At 66.7% G+C, this 22,015-nt stretch carries 20 protein-coding genes, 1 tRNA gene and 1 pseudogene; 9 read left to right on the top strand and 13 right to left on the bottom strand.

Translation table 11 applies throughout. The annotated features are described in order from the left end of the window. Window positions 1-20 precede the first annotated feature (20 nt). Window positions 21-359 carry a hypothetical protein gene (locus QN239_RS13365; protein WP_499010954.1) on the bottom strand — a complete coding sequence of 113 codons (339 nt, stop codon included), beginning with the start codon at window positions 357-359 and terminating at the stop codon, window positions 21-23. A 289-nt stretch (window positions 360-648) separates the two neighbouring features. On the opposite strand from QN239_RS13365, the gene QN239_RS13360 reads away from it, so the two are divergent. Continuing rightward, window positions 649-1,811 (top strand): IS3 family transposase gene (locus QN239_RS13360; protein WP_499008985.1). Its coding sequence is split into 2 segments (ribosomal slippage): window positions 649-933 and window positions 936-1,811, totalling 1,161 coding nucleotides; the frame shifts between segments, so codons are not numbered across the junction. 481 nt (window positions 1,812-2,292) lie between these two features. On the opposite strand, the gene mobF is transcribed toward QN239_RS13360, so the two are convergent. Then, window positions 2,293-5,100, bottom strand: coding sequence for a MobF family relaxase (mobF, locus tag QN239_RS13355; RefSeq protein ID WP_499010953.1), 2,808 nt, complete (start codon window positions 5,098-5,100; stop codon window positions 2,293-2,295). Window positions 5,101-5,433: 333 nt separating this feature from the next. On the opposite strand from mobF, the gene QN239_RS13350 reads away from it, so the two are divergent. Both QN239_RS13350 and QN239_RS13345 read left to right on the top strand, forming a co-directional pair. After that, window positions 5,434-5,637 carry a helix-turn-helix transcriptional regulator gene (locus QN239_RS13350; protein ID WP_499010951.1) on the top strand — a complete coding sequence of 68 codons (204 nt, stop codon included), beginning with the start codon at window positions 5,434-5,436 and terminating at the stop codon, window positions 5,635-5,637. A gap of 63 nt (window positions 5,638-5,700) precedes the next feature. Next, complete coding sequence (locus QN239_RS13345; protein WP_499010949.1) at window positions 5,701-6,891, top strand: site-specific integrase; 1,191 nt, start codon at window positions 5,701-5,703, stop codon at window positions 6,889-6,891. A 155-nt stretch (window positions 6,892-7,046) separates the two neighbouring features. Here QN239_RS13345 and QN239_RS13340 read toward each other — a convergent pair. Together QN239_RS13340 and QN239_RS13335 are read right to left on the bottom strand one after the other, a co-directional pair. Continuing rightward, a tRNA-Ile gene (locus tag QN239_RS13340) sits at window positions 7,047-7,120 on the bottom strand. A gap of 82 nt (window positions 7,121-7,202) precedes the next feature. Next, entirely contained in the window at window positions 7,203-8,018 is an 816-nt protein-coding gene (locus QN239_RS13335; RefSeq protein ID WP_499010947.1) for a carboxymuconolactone decarboxylase family protein, read from the bottom strand. Window positions 8,019-8,145: 127 nt separating this feature from the next. Between QN239_RS13335 and QN239_RS13330 the strand changes: the two genes are divergently transcribed. Both QN239_RS13330 and QN239_RS13325 read left to right on the top strand, forming a co-directional pair. Then, entirely contained in the window at window positions 8,146-8,832 is a 687-nt protein-coding gene (locus QN239_RS13330; protein WP_499010946.1) for a GntR family transcriptional regulator, read from the top strand. A 20-nt stretch (window positions 8,833-8,852) separates the two neighbouring features. Beyond that, a complete protein-coding gene (locus QN239_RS13325) occupies window positions 8,853-9,059 on the top strand; it encodes a sigma factor-like helix-turn-helix DNA-binding protein (protein WP_499010944.1) in 207 nt (68 codons plus the stop codon). Here the strand turns inward: QN239_RS13325 and QN239_RS13320 are convergent. From QN239_RS13320 to QN239_RS13280, 9 genes and pseudogenes are all read right to left on the bottom strand, one after another. Further along, on the bottom strand, window positions 9,047-10,417 hold the full coding sequence (locus QN239_RS13320) for a metallopeptidase TldD-related protein (RefSeq protein WP_499010942.1): 1,371 nt from the start codon (window positions 10,415-10,417) through the stop codon (window positions 9,047-9,049). The genes QN239_RS13325 and QN239_RS13320 overlap by 13 nt on opposite strands. Continuing rightward, entirely contained in the window at window positions 10,414-11,931 is a 1,518-nt protein-coding gene (locus QN239_RS13315; protein WP_499010940.1) for a TldD/PmbA family protein, read from the bottom strand. Before QN239_RS13315 ends, QN239_RS13320 begins: the two co-directional genes overlap by 4 nt. A gap of 26 nt (window positions 11,932-11,957) precedes the next feature. Next, complete coding sequence (locus tag QN239_RS13310; RefSeq protein ID WP_167162049.1) at window positions 11,958-12,425, bottom strand: GreA/GreB family elongation factor; 468 nt, start codon at window positions 12,423-12,425, stop codon at window positions 11,958-11,960. A gap of 180 nt (window positions 12,426-12,605) precedes the next feature. Beyond that, window positions 12,606-14,118: pseudogene (locus QN239_RS13305) on the bottom strand (PucR family transcriptional regulator). A gap of 9 nt (window positions 14,119-14,127) precedes the next feature. Further along, the gene (locus QN239_RS13300) at window positions 14,128-14,919 is read right to left on the bottom strand and encodes an ABC transporter permease (protein WP_499010937.1); all 792 of its coding nucleotides are present in this window, start codon (window positions 14,917-14,919) and stop codon (window positions 14,128-14,130) included. Then, entirely contained in the window at window positions 14,916-16,067 is a 1,152-nt protein-coding gene (locus QN239_RS13295) for an ABC transporter substrate-binding protein (RefSeq protein WP_499010936.1), read from the bottom strand. The genes QN239_RS13300 and QN239_RS13295 overlap by 4 nt, the downstream gene beginning before the upstream one ends. Beyond that, entirely contained in the window at window positions 16,064-16,780 is a 717-nt protein-coding gene (locus tag QN239_RS13290; RefSeq protein ID WP_499010934.1) for an ABC transporter ATP-binding protein, read from the bottom strand. The genes QN239_RS13295 and QN239_RS13290 overlap by 4 nt, the downstream gene beginning before the upstream one ends. Next, on the bottom strand, window positions 16,756-17,775 hold the full coding sequence (locus QN239_RS13285; RefSeq protein ID WP_499010932.1) for an acyl-CoA dehydrogenase family protein: 1,020 nt from the start codon (window positions 17,773-17,775) through the stop codon (window positions 16,756-16,758). Before QN239_RS13285 ends, QN239_RS13290 begins: the two co-directional genes overlap by 25 nt. Continuing rightward, window positions 17,772-18,311: a DUF4242 domain-containing protein gene (locus tag QN239_RS13280; protein ID WP_499010930.1), complete on the bottom strand. Its 540-nt coding sequence runs from the start codon at window positions 18,309-18,311 to the stop codon at window positions 17,772-17,774. The genes QN239_RS13285 and QN239_RS13280 overlap by 4 nt, the downstream gene beginning before the upstream one ends. Window positions 18,312-18,405: 94 nt before the next feature. On the opposite strand from QN239_RS13280, the gene QN239_RS13275 reads away from it, so the two are divergent. The 4 genes from QN239_RS13275 to QN239_RS13260 are packed head-to-tail and all read left to right on the top strand — an operon-like array spanning window position 18,406 to window position 22,014. Further along, a complete protein-coding gene (locus QN239_RS13275; RefSeq protein ID WP_499010929.1) occupies window positions 18,406-19,005 on the top strand; it encodes a TetR/AcrR family transcriptional regulator in 600 nt (199 codons plus the stop codon). 36 nt (window positions 19,006-19,041) lie between these two features. Further along, complete coding sequence (locus tag QN239_RS13270; protein ID WP_499010927.1) at window positions 19,042-19,908, top strand: carbohydrate ABC transporter permease; 867 nt, start codon at window positions 19,042-19,044, stop codon at window positions 19,906-19,908. Then, window positions 19,895-20,707, top strand: a complete 813-nt coding sequence (locus QN239_RS13265) for a carbohydrate ABC transporter permease (RefSeq protein WP_499010925.1) — start codon at window positions 19,895-19,897, stop codon at window positions 20,705-20,707. The genes QN239_RS13270 and QN239_RS13265 overlap by 14 nt, the downstream gene beginning before the upstream one ends. Continuing rightward, window positions 20,704-22,014 (top strand): ABC transporter substrate-binding protein, encoded by a 1,311-nt coding sequence (locus QN239_RS13260; RefSeq protein ID WP_499010923.1) that lies wholly within the window; start codon window positions 20,704-20,706, stop codon window positions 22,012-22,014. Before QN239_RS13265 ends, QN239_RS13260 begins: the two co-directional genes overlap by 4 nt. Window position 22,015 lies beyond the last annotated feature (1 nt).

The following is a 22,015-nucleotide window of genomic DNA, read 5'->3' as shown; positions in this document are numbered from 1 at the left end:
GGCGTAGACGACGAACCGCCCTAGGTTGAAAGCCCCTCAGATTGCGCCCACTTGGCCAGAAATTGCTTGATCGCCGCAATAGCCTTCGAGATTTCGATATTTGGGTCGAACCCCTCACGCACATAGCCTTGCTCGGCGTCGGCCAGCATCAGCGCGTTGACAATCTCAAGCTCAGACCAGACCTCGTAGAACTCGCCGGCGTTTGGATCGTCGGCGGACTCTGCACTCAACGCGGCGTCTTCGAGCCGCCACACGAACTCTTGGAACTCGACGCTTCCGGATTCAAAACCGTTGATCAACCCAAGCGAGTACCGCAGATAGTCTTTATGCTCCTCAAACCGGAACGTCACATCAGCCATCCTTCAGCCCCTTCCGATGTGCAGCACTGTAACCACTTCGCCTACCGCATTGACAACAACCTTGATGCCATTTTCTGGAACTGCGTAGGTCATCGTTCCTGGCAGATTACCCGCGGCGGGAGAGCCATTCGTGATGGCATCCTCCACAACAGTCGGCGTGACCCCACGACCCATCAGACGGTCAAGACTGTGACCAGTGTAGAGCCGTCCCATGATGATGGGTCTGCTGCACGAATAGGTGACATCTGAGTTGGCTTGCCCGGGACGGGTGAGCTGGAAGGATGTCCTTGTGCCCAGGCCCTACCCCCGAGAGTTCCGTGACGATGTTGTGCGGGTCGCTCGTAACCGCGATGACGGTGTGACGATCGAGCAGATCGCTACTGATTTCGGTGTGCACCCGATGACGCTGCACAAGTGGATTCGCCAAGCCGATATCGATGAGGGCACCAAGCCCGGGAAGAGCACCGGCGAGTCTGCGGAGCTGCGGGATGCGCGGCGGCGGATCAAGTTGTTGGAGCAGGAAAACGAGGTCCTGCGCCGGGCGACCGCGTATTTGTCGCAGGCCAATCTGCCGGGAAAAGGGTCTACCCGCTCGTGAAGGAGCTCGCCGCCGACGGGATTCCCGTCGCGGTGACGTGCCGGGTACTTAAGCTCGCCCGCCAGCCCTATTACCGCTGGCTGGACCAGCCGATCACTGACGCCGAACTCGTCGAGGCCTACCGCGCCAACGCCCTGTTCGACGCCCACCGCGACGATCCGGAGTTCGGGTATCGCTACCTGGTCGAAGAGGCCCGCGATGCTGGTGAGCCGATGGCCGAGCGGACCGCTTGGCGCATCTGCTCGCAGAATCGGTTGTGGAGCGTGTTCGGCAAGAAGCGCGGCAAGAACGGCAAAGTCGGGCCGCCGGTGCACGACGATCTCGTCGAGCGCGACTTCACAGCAGATGCACCAAATCAGTTGTGGCTCAGCGATATCACCGAACACCGGACCGGCGAAGGCAAGCTCTACCTGTGCGCAATCAAGGACGTGTTCTCCAACCGCATTGTCGGATACTCGATCGACTCCCGGATGAAATCCCGGTTGGCCACGACCGCGCTCAGTAGTGCGGTTGCACGACGAGGTGGAGTGGCCGGTTGCATTCTGCACAGCGACCGCGGCAGTCAATTTCGAAGCCGAAAGTTCGTTCACGCCTTGGGTCGTTACGACATGGTCGGCTCGATGGGCCGCGTCGGTGCCGCCGGCGACAATGCGGCCATGGAGAGCTTCTTCAGCCTCCTACAGAAGAACGTGCTCGATCGCCGCCGCTGGGCCACCCGCGAGGAGTTGAGGATCGCCATCGTCACCTGGATCGAACGGACCTACCACCGACGCCGACGCCAGGCCGGCCTCGGGCGCTTGACCCCGATCGAATACGAAGCGAGTATGACCACACCGGCCAGTCAGGCTGCGTGACCGCAACTGTCACCTGATCGTGCAGCAGACCCAGAGTCCCGGACGGCAACATGTACTCCCAGCATGACGGGCTCGACGTTCAGGCGGCAACCGCCAGCGCCCGGAAGCCACTGCCTCAAGCGAGCTCTACCCCGACTCCGTCGTCGCCAGCGACGAACGCTCTATCAGGCGCAGAAGGCTGTCGTTGGACAGCAGAGCTGGAAGTCTGGACCACTCAGAGTTCAAGCGCGTTGCTGGTCAAAATCTGGCTTCGATCAGCGCTGTGGTCGAAGCCGTCGCGCGCGCCAGTGAGATTCGTTCGTAGTCGCATCGCGAGCATGCACCGCGGCGTGGTGCCGCTGCCTCCCGGCGGTACGTTGGTGTCGTCGCACCGTAGAACGTATCCCTGCGGCGGCAGCGCGCACTCTTTTTGGAGCGCGCTCAATCCACTGGCCGAGCAGAATCGCAGCCACGAGCGCGCGAGCACTCGCACGGTCAAGAATCAAAGTTCCAAGTCGTAGCTCGAATTGCGATTGCGCGCCCTGCACCGAAGTTGCAGCCGGGCCTGCTCACTGGCAGGTGCAAACGCCTCCCGTTCCGCCTGCCACCTGTGATAGTCCGCAGATCGCCGCTGGACTCCGGCAGCTCGCAGTGTCAGAAGACTCTCAACGCTGCTGAGCTCCAGCGCCCCCTCGGGCACCCGCGCGCTGTACCCATGGGCTGTGACCGTCGGACTGTCATCCGCGAGGATGCCGCGCACCAACTCGGCCGCGTCGTGCCCGGTGCCGCGATCAGGAACAGCTGTGGATGCGGGCTGGCGGCTGTATTCGTTGGCCTCGCTGCTGCGTTGGTAGATGTGGGCGGTGTTGGTGTTCCGGCCGCGGGTCATGGCGACATACAGGAGTCTGCGGCTGGCGGTTTCTCCCAGGACGGCGTGGGTGGTGTCGGCGGTGACGCCCTGGGCGGAGTGCACGGTGAGCGCGTAGCCGTAGGTGATGTAGTTGCGGGTGTAGGCGGTGGGAAAGATCGTGTAGGCGTTGTCGTCGAGGCGGCGAGCGAGAACCTGTTGGTGACCGGTGTGGATCTTCTCTATCTGCCAGCGTTGCCCGTTGCGGACCGGTGCCGGGTCCACCGATTGACTTTCCCGGTAGCGCAGCGGGATCGACGCATCATTCTGCCGCGTGAGGATGAGATCACCGACCGCGAGCCGATGCCCCCGCGCCCCGGCCACGGTCGCCGCATCGGCGGCCACCGTCTCGTGGTGCAGACGCCGGCTGAGGGCATCGGCCATCTCCTTCGTGTCACACAGCAGGAGTGCGTCCTTCCCTTTCGCGATGTCGTTCTTGTACGCGGCTACGGCGTCGGCAGCCATGGTGACCTCGTCGCCGCAGTGCAGGCGGTCGTGGCGGCGGTACCACTCCACCGCACGGCTCACCGCCTTCTGGTCTCCGTCGCGCAGCGTCAGCGAGACGTCGCGTTCTTCGGGGTCGTGCATCCGCCACACTTCGGACAGTTTCTGGGTCCAGGGCAGGTCCTCGCAGAGTTGGGCGAACATCCCGCCGCGGGCTTTCACCGGCGCCAACTGATGCGGGTCGCCGACCAGGATCGTTTTCGCGCCGGCCTGGGTGGTGGCGGTCAGCAGCCGGCGCAGATCTGAGGTGCCGACCATGGCGGCCTCATCGACGATCACGAGGCTGAACCGGTCCAATACCAACTCCTTGTCATCGAGGAGTTGGAGTCCTTTGGCGACGGTGTAGCCCTGATCCCCCGCCCCTTCCCGCAACGCCACATCGACCGCCTTCCCGGTGGGTGCGAGCAGAATCGCGGTTCCCCGCGCAACACCGTGTACGGCGGCGGCGAGGGTGCGCAGGCAGGTGGTCTTGCCCGCACCCGCGGGCGCAGTCAACGGCTGCACCAACCACGGCGAACGCGCAATCTCAGTCACCGCGGCGCGCTGGTCCGCAGACAAGCCCGCGGTGTCCCGCGCAGGCAGCCACAACTGCGCACGCTCATTGCGCGCATCCACCAACTCCATCACCGCGGCCTCCTCTTGGAGGATGGCGTCGAGGGTGAAACGCTCATGGCCTTCGCGCTGGTGCGCCGCGCGCGGCGCCGACAACCGCACACTGACCGCGTCCGCCGCGGCCTCCACCATTTCCCGAGGTGAGAGCTCCGAATCCACCGGCACCTGCGCCCCCAACACCTCAATCAGGTCGGCCCGGGTGAACGCTGCTTTGTCGATCTTCTCCGCGGCCGCCAGGACCCGCGCGCGGTCGAACGCGGTGCGCGCATGTGCGCGCCGCGCCGCGCGCGCGGCGAGAAACTGCGCGCGGTCAATCTCCATCCCGCGCGGATCCGCGCGCCACTGCGCCACCAACGTCGACCACGCCAGCTCCTCCGGCTTGGACGGGCGGGTGGCTTTCTGCGCCGTACCGAGCTGCGCCGCCGACCACGTCCCGTCCTCGCCGACCTCCAGGTGCCCGGCCGCCCAATCCCGCAACTGACTGGATCGCCGCGACCACGCCGTGATCGTGTCCCGCGACATCCCGGCGAGCTCCGCCATCCCCGTGCCGGGGTCGACCTGCTCCCACTCGAACCCCAACGACCGCTGCAACTCGCGCCGCAGCGTGGCCTGATAGATCACCCCGGCCGCTTTCGCCTCATGAAATAGCGACGTCCCGTCCAACGACACCAGCCGCCCATCGGCGCGGGCTTGGCGGTTCGGGACGATCACGTGGGTGTGCAGGTGCGGATCCCCACACCGACTGGTCTCATGCTGATAAGCGATGCCCACCAAACCGGGCAGCCGCACGAGGTCCTTCTCTCCCGACACCGGATTGTGGATCCGCGTGTACCCGGCATGCCGGGCGAGGTACTCCATCGCCTCGCTGATCGCGGTGGTGTGCGCGTCAGCGATGCCCTTCTGCACCACGTCATCACCGCGCAGCACCCGCAGCAGCGACACACTCTTGGGTGCGGAGAACGTCAGATCGAAACCATGCACGCCCCGGGTCCCGAACGTGCGGCCCATCGCGCCGTTCGGGGCCAAACCGTCATCAAGCCACTGCGCCACCAGCGCGGAATCGGCTTGTCCACCGCCGCGCTGGATGTCGCTGAGTCCGATCAGCTGCGCCGCGGTATGCGTGTCGCCCGCGCATATCCAGACCGGGGTGCGAGTGTCATGTCCGGAGTAGTACTCCCCCAACCCGCCACCAGCTGAACGCGCGTCGCGACCAGCGCGCACAGCAGAGTCTGCGGTGTCGATGTAGTAGCTGATCGACCACGCCTTGAGCTTCGAGATCGTCAACATGCGCCGATCCATCCACAGACTGGGGCGTTGACGCTGACTGCGCCACAACCATTCTCGCACCTTGTGCAAATGTGCCAAGCGGTATTTGGAAGTTGGAGACAGATGAAGCGGATGGATGTAATCGTAAGTCTTGTAGTGGATTTGGAGAAGTGATGAGCATGAGAGAGGTCGTGTGAGACGTGAGGAGGGGTAAAGGGAAGCGTTGAGAGGCAACGTAGTAGGAGTGGTTGCGAGCGGACACAACGCCGAAAGATTGCGCAGGAACCATTCGTACCCCGGACTTACAGTTGTGTAATGCCGCTGGTTCGGCGGCCATCAAGAGAAGAGGTCGCCATGCCCGACAACAATGACAAGTGGCTCACCCGCCAAGAGTTGGCGGATCGTCTCGGTCTACCGGTGAAGACTCCGGCCGAGTGGGCATCCAAGGGAACCGGGCCGAGGTACGCCAAGTTCGGCCGGCACGTCCGGTATCGACTGAGCGATGTAATGGACTGGGAAGAGCATCAATTCGCCCCGGGGAACCGTCACACCGCCTGAGTATCGTGGGTCCATCAGTCCCCATCCGCTTCGCCCAAAGCGGTGGGCAATGGAGGTGATCCCATGGCTGGACGACCGCAACTGCGGATCGGCTCACACGGCAAGATCCAGCGCGTGTACCAAGGCAGCGGCGTATGGATGGCGCGCTGTCGCTATCGCGATACCGACGGGGTGACCCGCCTGGTCCAGAAGCTCGGCCCCGCCGATGACTACGATCAGCACGGCAAGCTCGCCGAGGATGCGTTGATTGCCGTTCTCTCCGAACGCCGACGGTCCGGAAACACGGGTGAGGTCGGGCCGGACACCAAGGTGAGTGACCTTGTCGAGCAGCACCTTTCCCGGTTGGCCGAAGATGGTCGATCTCCGGTGACGATGTCGACCTACCGCTTCACCAACACCAAACTGAAGAAGTTCATCGGTGGCCTGCGCGTCGGCGAAGCCTCTCCCGCCCGTATGGACGCGGCGCTGCGCTCTATGCGGACTGCACATGGGGCCACGATGGCCCGCCAATCGAAGACCCTCCTTCGCGGGGCGCTGCAGCTCGCGGTCATGGCCAGCGTTTTGAACTCCAACCCGGTTCGCGACGTCCAACCGCTGCGATCGAAGGCTCAGCCCAAGGGCGCCGTGGCACTGACGGCCGACCAGCTCCGCGACCTGCTCACGAAGATTCAGTCGTCGCCCTACTGCGAAGAACGCGATTTGATCGATCCGATCACCTTGTTGATCGCCACGGGACTGCGGCGCTCCGAGCTGTTGGGACTGCAATGGACCGATATCGACGAACGAACCGGGATGCTGACGGTCACCGGAAAAGTCATCCGGGTGACCGGTGAAGGTCTACGTCGGGTCGAAGAGACGAAGTCGGTGGCCGGGCGTCGGACGATTCCGCTGCCGAAGTTCGCGATCGAGATGCTGCTACGACGCAAGGACCTTCCTTACTTCGGTGAGCAGAAGGTGATTTTTCCATCCACAGCCGGCACCCTCCGCGATCCGAACAATTTCGCGAAGCAGTGGCGGACCGCGCGTGACGAACTCGGCCTCGGTGAGGCAACGACCCACAGCTTCCGCAAGACGGTGGCAACGCTGATCGATGACGAAGGCTTGTCGGCGCGCATCGGCGCCGACCATCTCGGACACAGCCATGTGTCGATGACCCAGGACCGGTACATGAGTCGGGGACGCATCCACACCGAGGTCGCCGATCTCCTTGACCGGGCGGTGCGTGAACGCGATGACAACGCAGAGGCCGGCTGATGGCGCTCTGCCAAGTGCCGGGGAAGCACCCAGCAACCGAACCACGCCGGGCGACGGCAACTCATCACCGCAGCTCAGCAGCCGATCGCCTCGCCGCATATTCGTTGAATAAACGTTGAGCTTGATGATGGAGACTTCAAAAATGGCCTCTGAAGTGGGGCGGGCGGGGCTCGAACCCGCGACCAAGGGATTATGAGTCCCCGGCTCTAACCAACTGAGCTACCGCCCCAACCGCGCATCGCGCGACAGGCATCTTCCCACGAACCGCTTCGCCACCTGAAGTGCGGGGTGCGGTGGCTACGAGAAGGTCATCAGCCGAACACCGGCATCCCGTCGGCCCCGAGCCGGTAATGCTCGACACCGTCGGCCACCCGCGGCGCGTCGCCGCCCAGTGCCACCGCGATCTTGTTGGTGGCGTTGCGCATGACATCGAGGGTGATCTCGACAGCCTGGTCCACCGACCAGTGCGCCAACACCCCGGCGGCCGCGTCATCAGGTGATGACGGTGTCCAGATGAGTGCATCGACGTAGCGCAGCGCGGCCTTGTGTGCCGCCGACAGTTCCGAGGACTCCTCATACTGCGCGATCTCGGCATACAGCGGCTCCGACCCGCCGGCTTCCAGTGCGCCGGTCTCGCGCAGTGACGTGCACAGCCGACAGTTGTGCTGGGTCGCACCCCGCAGCCGGATGATCTCGGTGGTCAACGGATCCAGCCCGCGCAACGCGCCGACGGCCGAGGTGAAGCGGTTCAGCAACGCGTCCGCGGGATGCGTCTGGTTGTCCCAGGCCTCCGGCTCGCGCACCGGGACCCCCAGGGCCGTCAACCCCGCCGCCACCCGCGGCCCGAAGTCCGCGACGAACATCAGCGCGGCGATCCCGAGAACCTCGGCACCGAACGCCGTCATCAGCGTCGCCCGATGCTCGGATGTCACGGCTGAGACGTCGGCACTGAACTGCTCAGCGAACTCGACGAGCAGCCCTTCGGTCTCCGATTCCGGCTCCGTCGGCGCCTCGTACGGCAACGGCGTGAGGCCCATGGTCTTCGCGCAGGTCTCGCGGGTGACCGAGTTCACACGAAACAACGACGGCGGGGACAGCGCGATCAGTGGCGTCAAAAGATCCTGCATATCCGCGATTATCACGCCAAGCCTTCAGGGCAGCGGTGAAAGTCCGGAATCCACCTCAGCACACTCTTGGCCGGCTCCCAGAAACCGGCGGTATACAGTTTCTATAGTTCGTATCCAAGGAGTACCGATGGGAACCGAGAATGCGGCCACGCGAGTGGCATCGGCGCTGCGCACGGACATCCTGCAAGGCGATATCTCCCCGGGCGCCAGGCTCTCCCAGCAGGACACCGCGGCGCGATTCGGCGTCAGCCGCATCCCGGTGCGCGATGCCCTTCAGATCCTCGCCGGCGAGGGACTTGTCCGGCCGAGCACGAATGCCACCGCCGTGGTGGCCGGACTGTCGGTCGCGGAGCTACAGGAACTCTACGAACTGCGCGAAGCCATCGAGCCCTTGGCCACCCGACTGGCTGTACCGAATGTCGGTCGCGCCGAACTTCTTTCGATGCGAAAGCAGCTCGACATCATGGACTCCGAGGTCGACGCCCGGGTCTGGCTGAGTGCGAATGCGGCCTTTCACGCGGCCGTCTACCGGCAGGCGAATCGTCCCCGCATGATCGAACTCGTCGAACAGCTCCGCTGCCAGACCGATCGCTACATGTACATCCATCTGGAGACCATCGGCCAGACGGAGCATCTCAGCGTCGAACATCGCGACATCCTCGCCGCGGTAGAACGCGGTGACGCCGCATTGGCCGCCGACCTCACGCGTGAGCATCTGGCGACCTCACACGATTTCATCCTGACCTACCTGTTGAAAGAGCAATCGGAGGTCAACGGATCTGGCGGGCGATCATCATTTCCCTCTTCGACCTAGCAGCCAACGCAGGTGACGCCATGTCGGCAGACCGGGCGGCGGTCCTCAACGCCCTGAAGTCATTGCAGCCCTTGCATCGCGACCTGATCCGTCGAGCCCACCATCTGAGCTCGACGACCGAACACATCGCCGCCGAACTGGGTATCGACGAGGCCACCGTCAAGCGCGAATTGCACCGCGCACTACGGACGATGCACGACTTACTGCCGAATCGTCACTGCGCCTGACTGACCGATGACATGTGGAAGTCCGGGATCCGCAGCGACGGCATGGTCGCCCGGGTGGCCCAGTCACCCCACTCACGCGGCAGGGTCGGCTCGGCGATCCCCGCCTCGGTGGCGCGGCGCAGCAGATCCAGCGGACTCTCGTTGAACCGGAAATTGTTGACCGCCGCACGCACTTCGCCGTCCTCGATCAGATACACGCCGTCCCGGGTCAGTCCGGTCAGCAGCAGCACCGCCGGATCGACGGTCCGGATGTACCACAACGTGGTCAGCAGCAGACCCCGCTCGGTCCGCGCGATCATCTCCGCCAGCGAGGCGCTGCCGCCCGTCATCAACAGATTGTCCGCCGGGACCGACACGGGCACACCGAATTCCGCGGCGGCAGACCGTGGATAGGCCAGTGCGTTGATCACCCCGTCACGCAACCAGTCGACCCGGCCGATGTCGAGGCCGTTGTCGAAGACCGACACCCGTTCAGAGGAACTCGGCACCGCCACGAACGGCTGGCACTCCTGGCCTGGCGCCCGCGGATCGGAGTACAGCGTCAGCCCCAGGTCGGTGAGCTTCTCCCCCACCCGGGTACCGCCGGGCGCCGACAGGGCGGTGCGCCCCTCCTGCGCCCCACGGCCGTCCATGCTCCAACCGAGATAGATCAGCATGTCGGCCACCGTGGACGGCGGCATCAGCGTCTCGTACCGGCCTGCGGGCAGCTCCACCGTGCGCGCCGCCCAGTCCAGACGCGTCGAAAGTTCTTCCAGCAGTGCATCTGTGGGCACATCGCGATAGTCGGGGGTGCCGACCCCGGCCCAGGCGCTGGCGCCGTGTCGCTTGGCGTTGATCTCCACCGAGCCCGTCGGCTGGGTGTAGCGCCGGCGCCGCCCGGTCGAGGTCGCGACCAAGGTCGTCTCCAGTACGTGCCGTGCGTACCCGTACAGCGTGTCGGCCCCATGGAAGCCGCGCGCCAAACTTGTTGCCACATCGGCGAACACGTCGGCACCGGTGACGGGCACCGGGGCATCCCAGTCGACGGGGGCATCGTCGCCGGGCAGCGTCGGCGCGGCGTCGCTGGCTGCGGGCGCCGAAGCCGCCGCGTCCTGCGAGGCTGCGACCAGCCCGGCGATCGCGGACTGATCGACCTCGGATGAGGTCACCGAACCGACATGCGCCACGTCACCGCGGCGCACCACCGAGATCACCGTGGTAGTGCGCCCACGGGATTCCCCGTTGGTCGTCATGGAATTGCCGGCCCACCGCAGGGCGGCGTCGGAACGGTCGGTCACGATGACGGTGGTCTCGTCGGCCTTGCCGCGCTGCGCCGCCTCGGCCAGCACCGCGTCGACGACGTGCTGCGAGCTGATCATGAGCGCCCCGATTCCGCTTGTGTGTTCAAGACATTCACGCCGCGGAACAAGGCCGACGGGCATCCGTGACTCACCGCCGCCACCTGACCGGGTTGCGCCTTACCGCAGTTGAACGCCCCACCCAGGCGCCAGGTCGACGGACCACCCACAGCCTCCATCGAGCCCCAGAAGTCCGTGGTGGTGGCCTGGTAGGCGACATCGCGCACTTGGCCGTCCAGCCGGCCGTCGGTGATCTTGAAGAAACGCTGACCGGTGAACTGGAAGTTGTAGCGCTGCATATCGATCGACCACGATTTGTCGCCGACGATGTAGATGCCGTTGTGCACCCGCGCGATCAGATCCGCGGTGCTGAGGTCCTCGGTACCAGGCTGCAGTGACACGTTGGCCATCCGCTGGATCGGCACATGGTGTGGTGAATCCGCGTAGGAGCAGCCGTTGGACCGCGCCACCCCGAGCCGGGGAGCGAACACCCGGTCCAGTTGGTAGCCCACGAAGATGCCGTCACGCACCAGATCCCAGCTCTGTGCCCGCACGCCCTCGTCGTCGAAACCGATGGTGGCCAAACCGTGTTCGACGGTCCGGTCGGCGGTCACATTCATCACCGGCGAGCCGTAGGTCATGGTGCCCAGCTTGTCCGGGGTCGCGAACGAGGTGCCCGCATACGCCGCCTCATACCCGATGGCCCGGTCGTACTCGGTCGCGTGCCCGATCGACTCATGGATGGTCAACCACAGGTTGGAGGGATCGATCACCAGATCCGTCGGGCCGGCGACGACGCTGGGCGCCTTCACCTTTTCAGCCAGCAGCGCCGGCAGCTCAGTCAGCTCGGTGGTCCAGTCCCACACGCTGTCGTCGGTCACGGCTTCCCACCCGCGCGCCGTCGGAGGCGCCAGCGTCCGCATGGTCTCGAAGGTGCCCGCCGCGGAGTCGACGGTGACGGCCTCCAGCTGAGGCTGCACCCGCACCCGCTGCTGGGTGGTCGAGGTACCGAACGTATCGGCGTAGAAACTCTGCTCCTTGACCGCCTGCAGGTGCGCCGAGGCGTGGTCCACGCCGTCGGCAGCCAGCAGTCGCTGCGAATACTCGGCCAGCCGCGCGATCTTGTCCGCGGCCGACACCGTGAACGGGTCGATCGCGTAGGCCGACACCCACTGCAGATCCGTGTACACCGGCTCGGCCGCGAGCTCGATGCGCTCGGCGTTCAGCGGTGCCAGGGTGGTGGCGACACGGACCGCGCGGCGCGCGGCGTCCGCCGCGGTGGCAGGGTCCAGTTCGGCGTGGGAGGCGAAACCCCACGTGCCGTCCACGATGACCCGCACCGCCAGCCCGACCTCCCGGGTCACCACCGAGGATTCCAGCTCGCCGTCGCGCAGCGCGATCTCTTCGGTGGTGATCCGGTGTATCCGCAGGTCGGCGTAGCTGGCACCGGCCGCGCGGGCGGCAGTCAGGGCGGCGTCAGCCAGCACCTGGCGGGGCAACGCGAGGAAGTCGGAGTCGACGCTTCGAGCAGTCACGGCTTCCTACCGTAGTGCCAGGTTCGTCAGCGCATGTGTAACCCGTAGGGCACCGCCGAGACGAGTGTCACGACTTGGGTGCGACCGGTGGGCAGCTGATACTCGCGCCGGTCACCCGGGCGCGCACCGCTGATGGCTTCTCCCAAAGGGGATTTCGCGGAATAGACCTCGATGTCGCCGTAGTAGGCGCCCCGGACCCCGAGCAGGAAGGTGTCGGTCTCGCCGGTGTCCTCGAACCTGACGGTGAGCACCATGCCCAGCTCGGCGACCCCGTCATTGGGTGGATCCACCCCGACGACGGCGCTGGCCAGCATGTCGTGGATCTGCTGGATGCGGCCCTGCTGCGCACGACGGATGGCGACGGCATTGCTGTCGGGCTCGGCACTGTCGTCGTCCTCGGCCCCCACCGCACCCCATCCCCGCAGCACCGCCAGTTCGCGGATCAGGCGGTCGTGGGCCTCCGGGGTCAGCCATACCGGCGTGATGGTCGTCATGCGGACCACTCCTTCTGGGTTCGGTGGTTTGTCGTCAGGGGCGGGCCCTTGCACTCCGCCCCTGACGACGGGAAATAGCCGTTGTCAGCACTGCTGATACGGCCATCATGGAGCGCGCGGGGGGCCCAAGCGCTGCAAGATTCGACAAATGACAGAGCTCAGATTGTCGAGATTCGACAATCAGCCGCGTTCAAGGGTCGCCAGTTCGATCATCATGGCCAGCCGCTTGCCCGGATCGTCGACCTCGACGGGGGCCACCTCGGCCATCTTGCGCAGCCGGTAGCGCACGGTGTTCTCGTGCACGCCGAGTTCGGCTCCGGCCCGCGCGGGATCACCCTGCGCCGCCAGCCACACCCGCAACGTCGTCACATACGGAGTGCCGTGCACCGTGTCGTGGCGGAGCAGTTCGGCGACCGGACCACGACTGGGGCCACGTCCCGCGTCGGCCGCAGCACGTAACCGGCGCAGCACCAGCGCATCCCATGCCTCGTCATAGGCGGGTGGCTCGGCGTCCGCGGCGTCCGTCTCGTGCAGCGCCAGGCATTCGTCGGCCTCCCGGCGTGCCGCCGCCAACTCGGCCGCCTCCGCGGGTCCGCTGATCCCGGCCAGCACGGTCGTGCGCTCGGGAAGCGCGGCACGCAGTGCGGCCAGCCACTGCCGGGCCGCCTCCACCTGTTCGCCCGGCAGCACGGTGTACAGCGTGTTGTCCGCCAGCGCGCTGCGGCCCGGTCGCGACCAGCCGAAGCCGGCCGTCGCCTGCTCGAAGGCCACCAGCAGGGCGGTGTGGCGGTCCGGCTCCAGCCGCGCGCATCGCGATGACGCGCAGCGCTCCCGGTGGCAGTCCGACCCGGCTGGCGACCGTCGCGGCTTCGGCGCTGCCGTCCAGCAATCGCAACACCGAGTCCGATTCCACCTGCCGCTCCAGGTCGGCACTCGCCCGCGACCGCAGCAGGTGCAGCGCGACCACCCGTGCACCGTCGGTCAGCGCGGCCCGCGCCGCACCCGGTAATTCCGCCGGGCAGCTCACCCATACGGATCCGAGCAGCTCGCGGCCCACCCGTGCCGCGACCACCATGCGACCGGTCATGCCGAGATCCGGATCCGGTGCGAGGAACAGCGGCTCGCCGGACTCGGCGAGATTGGCGAACACACCGCGCCCAGCCAGCGCAGCCTGCAACTCGGAGGGCTGCTGCCTGCGCAGGATGGTCTGCACCCGCGCGTCGTCGGCGTCCTGTTGCATGCGTGAGTAGGCCAAGGTCTGCGAGTGCCGGTCCTCGATCACCACCGCCCCGCCGATCGCCGCCGCCAGGCTGTCGGCGAGGGCGAAAAGATCCGTTGGGCCACGGCCCGATTCGGTTTCGCGCCCCTCCAGGACCAGCCCATACACCACCGCGGCCAGCTCACTCCACGGCAACGCGGGATCCACCAGCAGGACCGCGATCCCGTCGGGCAGCGCGGCATCGGCATCGGCATCGGGTGGATCGCACCGTGCCAGCACCACCGTCGCGTGGGCGTCCGCGGCCCAGCGCAGCGCCTCCGCCAACGAGGTAGCGCCGAGGGCCAGCAGCACATCGCCGGTCACCGCTTCGGGCACCACCACACTGCGCAACTCGGTCGAGCGCGACACCTCGCCCAGCCGGGCCGCCACGCCGTACCCGCCGACCACGTTCACCAGGCGATCCAAGGTGATCACGACCGAAGCTTAGCGAGCGCGACGTCCCGAGCTGAGCAGCCCGCGTGCCACGGCATCCAACGCGTAGCCGAGCAGCCCGATGATGACGATCACCGCCACCACCTGGTCATAGGCCAACTGGTCGCGGGCGTTGAGGATCTGGTAGCCCAGACCCGAGCGCACACCGAGCATCTCCGCGGGCACCAGCACGATCCAGGCGACGCCGAGCGCCAGCCGGATCCCGGTCTGCACTTGGGTGCGGATCGCGGGCAGGATCACCGCGGTCAGTAGTTCGGTCCGGTTGGCATGAAACGAGCGGGCGACGTCGAGCAGACCGGGATCTACGGCGCGCACACCTGCGGCAGTGTTCAACAGCACCGGCCAGACCGCGGCGACCGCGATGAGGAAGATCACCGGCTGGTTTCCGATACCGAACAGCGCCAACGCAATAGGCGTCCAGGATAGCGGTGAGATCATCCGCAGGAAGGCGATGATCGGACCGCCGGCCCGTTCTGCCACACCGGACAGCCCGACCAACAGCCCCAGCGGTATCCCGATCACGGCGGCCACTGCCAGCCCGATCAGCAACCGCCACAGGCTGACACCGAGGTCGCTCAGCAGGACACCGCGCTCGATCAGTCCGGCCAATGCCGGGAGCACCCGCTGCGGTGCGGTCTCGCGCAGCAGCGACTCCGGGCCGCTGAGCACAGTGGTCGCAAGCCACCACAGCGCGACTGTGACGAGAACAGCCATCGCGGGCGGAACCCATCTACCGATGATCGGCGAAACACGGCGTGGGGGTGCCGAATTCGTGAGTGTCATAGCGGTTGCACCTGTTCGGTTCGGGTGAGGTCGGCAGACAGCCCGAAGGCGCCCGGTCCGCCATAGGTGGTCAGGGAGTTCCGGATGAAGCGATCTTCGACGAGGTCGGTGTGCACCGCGGCGGGGTCGAGCCGGTCCAGGAATCGGCGGTCGCCGTCGACGACGGTGTCGTGCATGGCCTCCGCGAGCCGCCGGGTGAAGCTCGGGTACGGGTACGGCTGGAAGCCCAGACGCTGGGGTTTCCAGTCTGGATGTGCCGGTGGATAGGGCAGTTTCGGATAGGTGAGCGCAAGCGCGATGGCGGGCGTTGGTTGGGGCAGGTACTTGCCACCCGTCAGCGCGGCCGCGGCGGCGGCACGGTCGGTGTCGATGCGCAGCTGCGCGCCCACCACGGCGTCGGCAACCGCCTGTACGGCACGCGGCCGGCTTGCGATGACATCCTCGCGTGTCACCAGCGCACAGCAGGCATGGTCGCGCCAGACGTCGCCGAGGAAAGTGTGAATATGGCCGATCTTCTTGATCTGCGCCATGGCATTGAACGGGTCGGCCACCACGTAGCCACCGAGTGTGCCGTTGGCAAGGGCAGGCACCATGTCCGACGGGCTCATCACGATCAGCTCGACGGTCCGGTCGGCGCGGGACGCGCTGCGCCGCAACACCGGACGCAGTCCGTGTGCCCGGAGAAGCTGCTGCAGCACGATGTTGTGGATCGACCACCAGAACGGGATGGCGACCTGGGTGCCGGCCAGATCGCTCAGTTCGCGGATTTGCGGTGCCACGGTGAGCGCGGAACCGTTGGTGTGGTTCCAGCCCAGAACACGTACCCCGGCGCCCAGGGTGTAGCGCAACTGGACGGCCATCGGCATCAGCAGGTGCACGATATCGACCTGGCGGGTGATGAACGCCTCGGCCAGTGCCGCCCAACTACGGAACAACACGGGCCGGCCGGTGTCCAGCAACCCGGCACTGTGCGCGATCAACAGCGGTGCGGCGTCGGTGATGGGCAGGTAGCCCACTCGCAGCACACCCCCGGCGCCCGGCGGGTCGGTGACCGCACTGCGCGCCAGGCCGCCGATCCCGAAAATGCCACCCGTGACGGTCAATCCAGCCGCTCCCGTGAGCAGCGAGCGCCGCGTCAGGTCCGTCACGATACGTCCGCCGCTTGCTCGGCCTGATACTGATCGAGAATCTCGCCGCGCGTGGGAGTTCCGTCGCTGCCGACGGCCCAGTCCGCCCGGATACGCCCCTCATCGAGCAGGACGATGCGCTGCGCCAGTGCGAGCGCCTCGTCGACATCGTGGGTGACGAGCACGACCGTGATACCGAGTTCACCTGCCAGGGCGCGCAGCCAGCCGACCAGATCGGTCCGGGTTGCCGGATCCAGTGCACTGAACGGCTCGTCGAGCAACAGCAGTTGCGGTCGGGTGGCGACCGCCCGCAGGATGGCTACCCGCTGCGCCTGGCCGCCCGACAACTCGTCGGGGTAGCGACTCGAAAGGTGATCGAGCCCGAACCTGGTGAGCAGCTCGGCCGCGTGGTCTGCATCGAATCCACCTCGTTGCGCGGCGAACCGGCGGGCGTAGGCGACGTTGCCCGCGACGGTCAGCCAGGGCATCAGCAGCGGCTGCTGGAAGACCACGCCGGTGCGCGGGCGGGTGCCGTCACCCACCCAGGTCAGGGTGCCTGATGTCAGGGCATCCAGCCCCGCGCAGATCCGCAACAGCGTGGACTTGCCGCTCCCGCTACGACCCAGCACGGCCAGGAACTCTCCGGTGCGAATGTGCAGATCGATGCCGGTCAGCGCGTCGGTGCCGCCGAAGGTTCTGGTGCCGTTGTTTATTCGTAGCGCGTCAGTTCCCACCGCAGCTGTCCTTCCGAAGGCGATTGGACGGGCAGGAAGGCGGCCTCCCGGAACCGCCGGTTGGCGGCGCTGCCCAAGGTGTAGGCGGCTCCACCGGTAAGCGAGAGCTCCAGGCGGGTCACATCGACGGCCAGGGTCGCGGCGTCCAACCGCAACCGGATCAGCTCGGCCACCATCGCGGTGTCCGGGGCGGCGGACCATCGGTGCAACCGCGCCCAGACCTCGGCGGCGCGGACCTGCGCGTCGGCGAGTTCGGCACCGAACCCGGCCAACGGACCGGTGTGCCGCTGCGCGGCCGCCGACAGTGCCGCCCGGGCGACTCCGGCACAGAAAGCTGTCTGCAGCAACAGAAATCCGGGGCGTATGGCGCCGACGAACGCCTCCAGATCGGTGGTGAGCACCCGGTCCGCACTGACGCGGACCCGGTCCAGGTTTATCGACGTGGATGCTGTCGCGCCCAGCGCCGTCAATGCTGGCGCCGGGTCCGCGACCACCCCGTCGGCATCGGCGTCCACCGCCGCGACCAGGGTGCGCTCGCCCACTCGGACCGGCAGGACGATGAGCGCGCCGGGAAACACGTTGGACGCCCAGCGGATCGGGCCGCTGACGATCAGATCGGCGCCTTCAGTCTCGGCGGTGACCGGCACCGGCCCGAGTCCGGCGACCTGTTTGAGCCCGGCTGCCATGGCGGTCACACCGACGCGCCGCGCCGCGGCGAGGTCGGTGATCTGTTCACCGAAATCACCGTTCGCTGCCCGCAGATATCGGATGGTCATGTGGTGCGCCCATGTCGAGAATCCGACGGCCAGACTGTGCGCCGAAACCTCCTCGATCACGTGCACCGTGTCGGCCAGATCAAGACCCAGCAGACCGGCGCGCCCGAGTTCGGCCAGATCGCCCCGGACGTCGGTGCGTTGCTCGTCGAGATCGGCGGCCCGGGAGGCGACGGTCTGTGTCACCCGGTCCAGGGCAGACTCCGCGAGCACGGTGGTCATCGGAGCTGACCGTCCAGCCCGTGCAAGCGGTCGATCGGGGTGCTGACCGCATCGCGGGCCCGGCGCACCGCGGCCTCGTCGGGAGCGTCATAGAAGCACAGGCATTTGTCCATGTCCTCTCGCACGTAGGTGCGCAGGAACTGGACCTCGGGTACGTCGGCGTAGCGGGGCGCATTGGCCTTTTTTCGGGCCAGGTAGGAATCCATGTCCAGCTCGGCGGGCAGGTCCCACTCGACCAGGTAGCCCGCCTGCGGTCGTGCCGCCTTCAGGGCGGTCAGCTCCGCTCCCACCAGGCGGACCTGGTTCGGGCCCACCACTTCGGCCGCAGCCAGCTGCGCGGCATCCAGCGTGACCGGACCGTCGGTGAACTCGGCGATGGCGAACACCCGCCGTCGCTGCGCGGTGACCTGGGCTTCGATCAACTCGCCGCCACCACGCGCGATCTCCGCGTCGAGTCCCTTGAGCAGTTGCCCGACCGCTGCGGCATCGGAGGTTTCGGTGATCTCGGTGGTGATTTCGTACAAGTACAGAGTCATAGGGCGGTCCTCGGCATCGCTGGGATGGAACACCGCCGAGGCTGTCATAGACAGACCAGTCTGTCTATGGCACATTCCGGGTTAGGCTGACGTCATGAGCACGCCCCAGGCCGCCAGTCCGCGGACCGCTGCACCGTCGACCGGTGCCGTCCGGCCCGCGCAGCGACTGCTCGACACTGCGGCCAAACTCTTCGCCGACCAGGGAATTCGCGCAGTCGGCATCGACCAGATCCTGCGCGAGGCCGGCGTCGCGAAGGCCAGCCTGTACAGCACCTACGGCTCCAAGGACGCCTTGGTGATCGCCTACCTCAGCGATTTGGATCATGCTGATCGCAACCGCTGGGACCGCGCCGTCGCCGCCATCGACGATCCGGTGCGCCGTCTCCTGAGTTTCTTCGACCTGGCCGCCGGCGCGGCGAAGCGGCGCGACTTCCGAGGGTGCCTGTACGCCAACGCCGCCACCGAGTACCCCGGCGTCGAGCTCGAACCCGTGCGGGCACACCGCGAGTGGCTGCGAACCACCCTTGCCGCACTTCTGGAAGAGGCCGGGGTCACACACCCCGATCCCCTGGCCCGACGTATCCAACTCCTCTACGACGGAGCGCTGCTGGGCTCGAAGCTGGAACGGTCAACCGGACCGATCACCAGTGCGCGCACACTCGCCGAGGAACTGGTCGCCGCGTCGGTGCGTTGAGGCTGTTCCTCCTGAGACTCCCGCTTTAATGAGGACATGACCGGGCGCCGTTCCACCGTGCTGGGGTACGCGCTGCTGGCACCCAGCCTCTTCGGCGTGGTGACCTTTCTGCTGCTGCCCATGCTGGTAATGGCGTGGCTGAGCGTATATCGCTGGGATCTGCTGGGTCCGATTCGGTATGTCGGACTGGATAATTGGCAGTCGGTGTTGACCGATCCGACCTTCGCGATGTCGTTGTTGGTGACGGTGGCGTTCATCGCGATGGTGGTGCCGGTGCAGACGCTGCTGGGCCTGGCCGCGGGCGCGATGCTCGCCAGGGGGTTACCCGGCACCGGCTTTCTGCGGACACTGTATGTGCTGCCGTGGATCTGCTCACCGCTGGCGATCGGCGTGCTGTGGCGCTGGATCCTGTCCCCCACCGACGGCGCGCTGAGCGCCGTAACCGGGCGGCATATCGAATGGCTGACCGATCCCGGCCTGGCCCTGCCGGTGGTCTCGGCGGTGACGGTGTGGACCAACGTCGGCTACGTGTCGCTGTTCTTCTTGGCCGGCATTCTGGCCATCCCACGGGCAGTGCATGACGCGGCCCGCACCGACGGCGCCGGCAGTTGGCAGCGCTTCCGGTACATCACCCTGCCGATGCTGCGACCCACGCTGTACTTCGTCTCGGTGACCGGTGTGGTGAGCGCCGCCCAGGTGTTCGACACCGTGTACGCCCTCACCGGCGGCGGACCGCAGGGTCGCACCGACCTTGTGGCGCATCGCATCTACGCCGAGGCATTCGGCGCGGCGAGTGTGGGGCGGGCCGCGGTGATGGCGGCCGTGTTGTTCGTGCTGCTGGTCGGTGTCACCCTGGTGCAGCACGTGTACTTCCGGCGGCGGGTCAGCTATGACGTCACGTAACGCGCTGATCTACGCGGGGCTGGGGGTGGGCGCGTTGGTGACGCTGATCCCGTTCCTGCTCGGGTTGAAGACCTCGTTCACCTCACCGCAGCAGTTCAATACCGGCTCCGCACTGGCCTTTCCGGCTCCGCCCACCCTGGCCAACTACGCATCGCTCGGCGATGCGGGTTTCGGCCGCGCCCTGGTGGTCACCGCACTGGTGACCGCCACCGTGCTGCTGGGACAGCTGGTCTTCTCGGTGCTGGCCGCCTACGCGTTCGCCCGGCTGAGTTTCCCAGGACGGGACGCGGTGTTCTGGGTGTACCTGGCCACGCTCATGGTGCCCGCCACGGTGACGGTGGTGCCGCTGTACTTGATGATGGCCGAGGCCGGGCTGCGCAACACGTTCTGGGCGCTGGTGCTGCCGTTCCTGTTCGGCTCTCCGTACGCGATCTTCCTTCTGCGCGAGCACTTCCGGGGCATCCCCGCCGACCTGATCCACGCCGCACGCCTCGACGGCGCCAACACCCTGGATGTGCTGGTGCATGTGGTACTCCCGGCGAGCCGGCCGATTCTGGCGACGCTGGCCATGATCACCGTGGTGTCGCAGTGGAACAACTTCATGTGGCCGCTGGTGATCACCAGCGGCCCGCGCTGGCAGGTGCTCACCGTCGCCACCGCCGGTCTGCAGTCCCGCTTCGACGCGCAGTGGACGGTGGTGATGGCCGCGACAACAGTGGCGATCGTGCCGCTGTTGGTGCTTTTCGTGGTGTTGGGCCGGCACCTGATCCGCTCCATCGTGGTGACGGGGCTCAAATGAGGCCGCGCTTCTCCAGCCTGTTGGCCACGGGTATCGCCGTCACCGGCGTGCTGCTGCTGATCGCCGCCCTGCTGTTGGGCCGCACCTCCGAGTCCGGGAGAACGGTCGTCACCGTGCGGTTGTGGGACGAACAGGTCGCCGCGGCGTACCGGCAGTCGTTCGCCGAGTTCAACCGCACCCACCCCGATATCGAGGTGCACGTCAACGTCGTCGCCTACGCGAACTACTTCACCACCCTGCGTACCGATATCGCCGGCGGCGGCGCCGACGACATCTTCTGGATGTCCAATGCCTACGTCGCCGAGTACGCCGACAACGACAGACTGCTCCCGGTGGCGCCCTCCGCCGACTGGGATCCGTCGACCGTCGCACAGTTCACCCGCAACGGAACACTCTGGGCGGTACCGCAACTCACCGATGCCGGCATCGCGCTGTATTTCAATGCCGACCTGCTGGCGGCCGCCGGGGTGGACCCGGCGGAGCTGGCCGACCTGCGCTGGGACCCCGGTCAGCTGGACACCTTGCGGCCGCTCCTGACCCGTCTCACCGTCGACGAAAGCGGGAACCGGGCCGACACACCGGCTTTCGATCCGCAGCGGATCAGGCAGTGGGGTTATAACGCCGCCAACGATATGCAGGGCATCTACCTCAACTACATCGGATCGGCCGGGGGCATCTTCGCCGACGGTGACCGGTTCGCCTTTTCCAATGTGCAGGCCGCCCAGGCCTTTGAGTACCTGGTGCACCTGATCAACACCGACCATGTTGCGCCGTCGGCCGCGGACACCAACAACAACGGCGACTTCTCCCGCAACCAGTTCCTGGCCGGGCGGATGGCCCTGTTTCAGTCCGGCACCTACAACCTGGCGGCCATCGCCAGACAGGCGACCTTCCGGTGGGGTGTGGCGATGCTGCCGCTCGGCCCGGCCGGACGGGTCAGTGTCACCAACGGGATTGCCGCGGCGGCGAACTCCGCCACCCGCCATCCCGAGGCGGTACGTGCGGTGCTGGCGTGGATGGGCAGCCGCGACGGCAATGCCTTTTTGGGCGCCGACGGCTCGGCGATCCCCGCAGTGCTGGATGCCCAGCCGGGCTACTTCGCGCACTGGCGGCGCCAGGGTGTCGACGTGGCCCCGTTCTTCTCGGTGCTGCGCGGCCCGCGTATACCGGCCCCCGGTGGCCTCGGATTCGCCGCGGGCTATCAGGCGCTGCAGCCCTATTTCGACGAGATGTTCCTGGGGCGGCTGGCCGTGCCGGATGCGCTCGCCCGCGCCGAGCGGGCCGCGAACACCGCAGCCGCACGGTGAT

Origin of the sequence: Mycolicibacterium sp. Y3 (assembly GCF_051188035.1) — a bacterium.
Lineage (GTDB): Bacteria > Actinomycetota > Actinomycetes > Mycobacteriales > Mycobacteriaceae > Mycobacterium > Mycobacterium fluoranthenivorans.
Note: the sequence above shows the minus strand (reverse complement) of the source record. Positions and strands in the feature narration are given on the sequence as shown.

Coding starts and splice junctions, on each gene's coding strand:
- QN239_RS13365 (WP_499010954.1), bottom strand. CDS start 359: ATGGCTGATGTGACGTTCCGGTTTGAGGAGCATAAAGACTATCTGCGG.
- mobF (WP_499010953.1), bottom strand. CDS start 5,100: ATGTTGACGATCTCGAAGCTCAAGGCGTGGTCGATCAGCTACTACATC.
- QN239_RS13350 (WP_499010951.1), top strand. CDS start 5,434: ATGCCCGACAACAATGACAAGTGGCTCACCCGCCAAGAGTTGGCGGAT.
- QN239_RS13345 (WP_499010949.1), top strand. CDS start 5,701: ATGGCTGGACGACCGCAACTGCGGATCGGCTCACACGGCAAGATCCAG.
- QN239_RS13335 (WP_499010947.1), bottom strand. CDS start 8,018: ATGCAGGATCTTTTGACGCCACTGATCGCGCTGTCCCCGCCGTCGTTG.
- QN239_RS13330 (WP_499010946.1), top strand. CDS start 8,146: ATGGGAACCGAGAATGCGGCCACGCGAGTGGCATCGGCGCTGCGCACG.
- QN239_RS13325 (WP_499010944.1), top strand. CDS start 8,853: ATGTCGGCAGACCGGGCGGCGGTCCTCAACGCCCTGAAGTCATTGCAG.
- QN239_RS13320 (WP_499010942.1), bottom strand. CDS start 10,417: ATGATCAGCTCGCAGCACGTCGTCGACGCGGTGCTGGCCGAGGCGGCG.
- QN239_RS13310 (WP_167162049.1), bottom strand. CDS start 12,425: ATGACGACCATCACGCCGGTATGGCTGACCCCGGAGGCCCACGACCGC.
- QN239_RS13300 (WP_499010937.1), bottom strand. CDS start 14,919: ATGACACTCACGAATTCGGCACCCCCACGCCGTGTTTCGCCGATCATC.
- QN239_RS13285 (WP_499010932.1), bottom strand. CDS start 17,775: ATGACCACCGTGCTCGCGGAGTCTGCCCTGGACCGGGTGACACAGACC.
- QN239_RS13280 (WP_499010930.1), bottom strand. CDS start 18,311: ATGACTCTGTACTTGTACGAAATCACCACCGAGATCACCGAAACCTCC.
- QN239_RS13275 (WP_499010929.1), top strand. CDS start 18,406: ATGAGCACGCCCCAGGCCGCCAGTCCGCGGACCGCTGCACCGTCGACC.
- QN239_RS13270 (WP_499010927.1), top strand. CDS start 19,042: ATGACCGGGCGCCGTTCCACCGTGCTGGGGTACGCGCTGCTGGCACCC.
- QN239_RS13265 (WP_499010925.1), top strand. CDS start 19,895: ATGACGTCACGTAACGCGCTGATCTACGCGGGGCTGGGGGTGGGCGCG.
- QN239_RS13260 (WP_499010923.1), top strand. CDS start 20,704: ATGAGGCCGCGCTTCTCCAGCCTGTTGGCCACGGGTATCGCCGTCACC.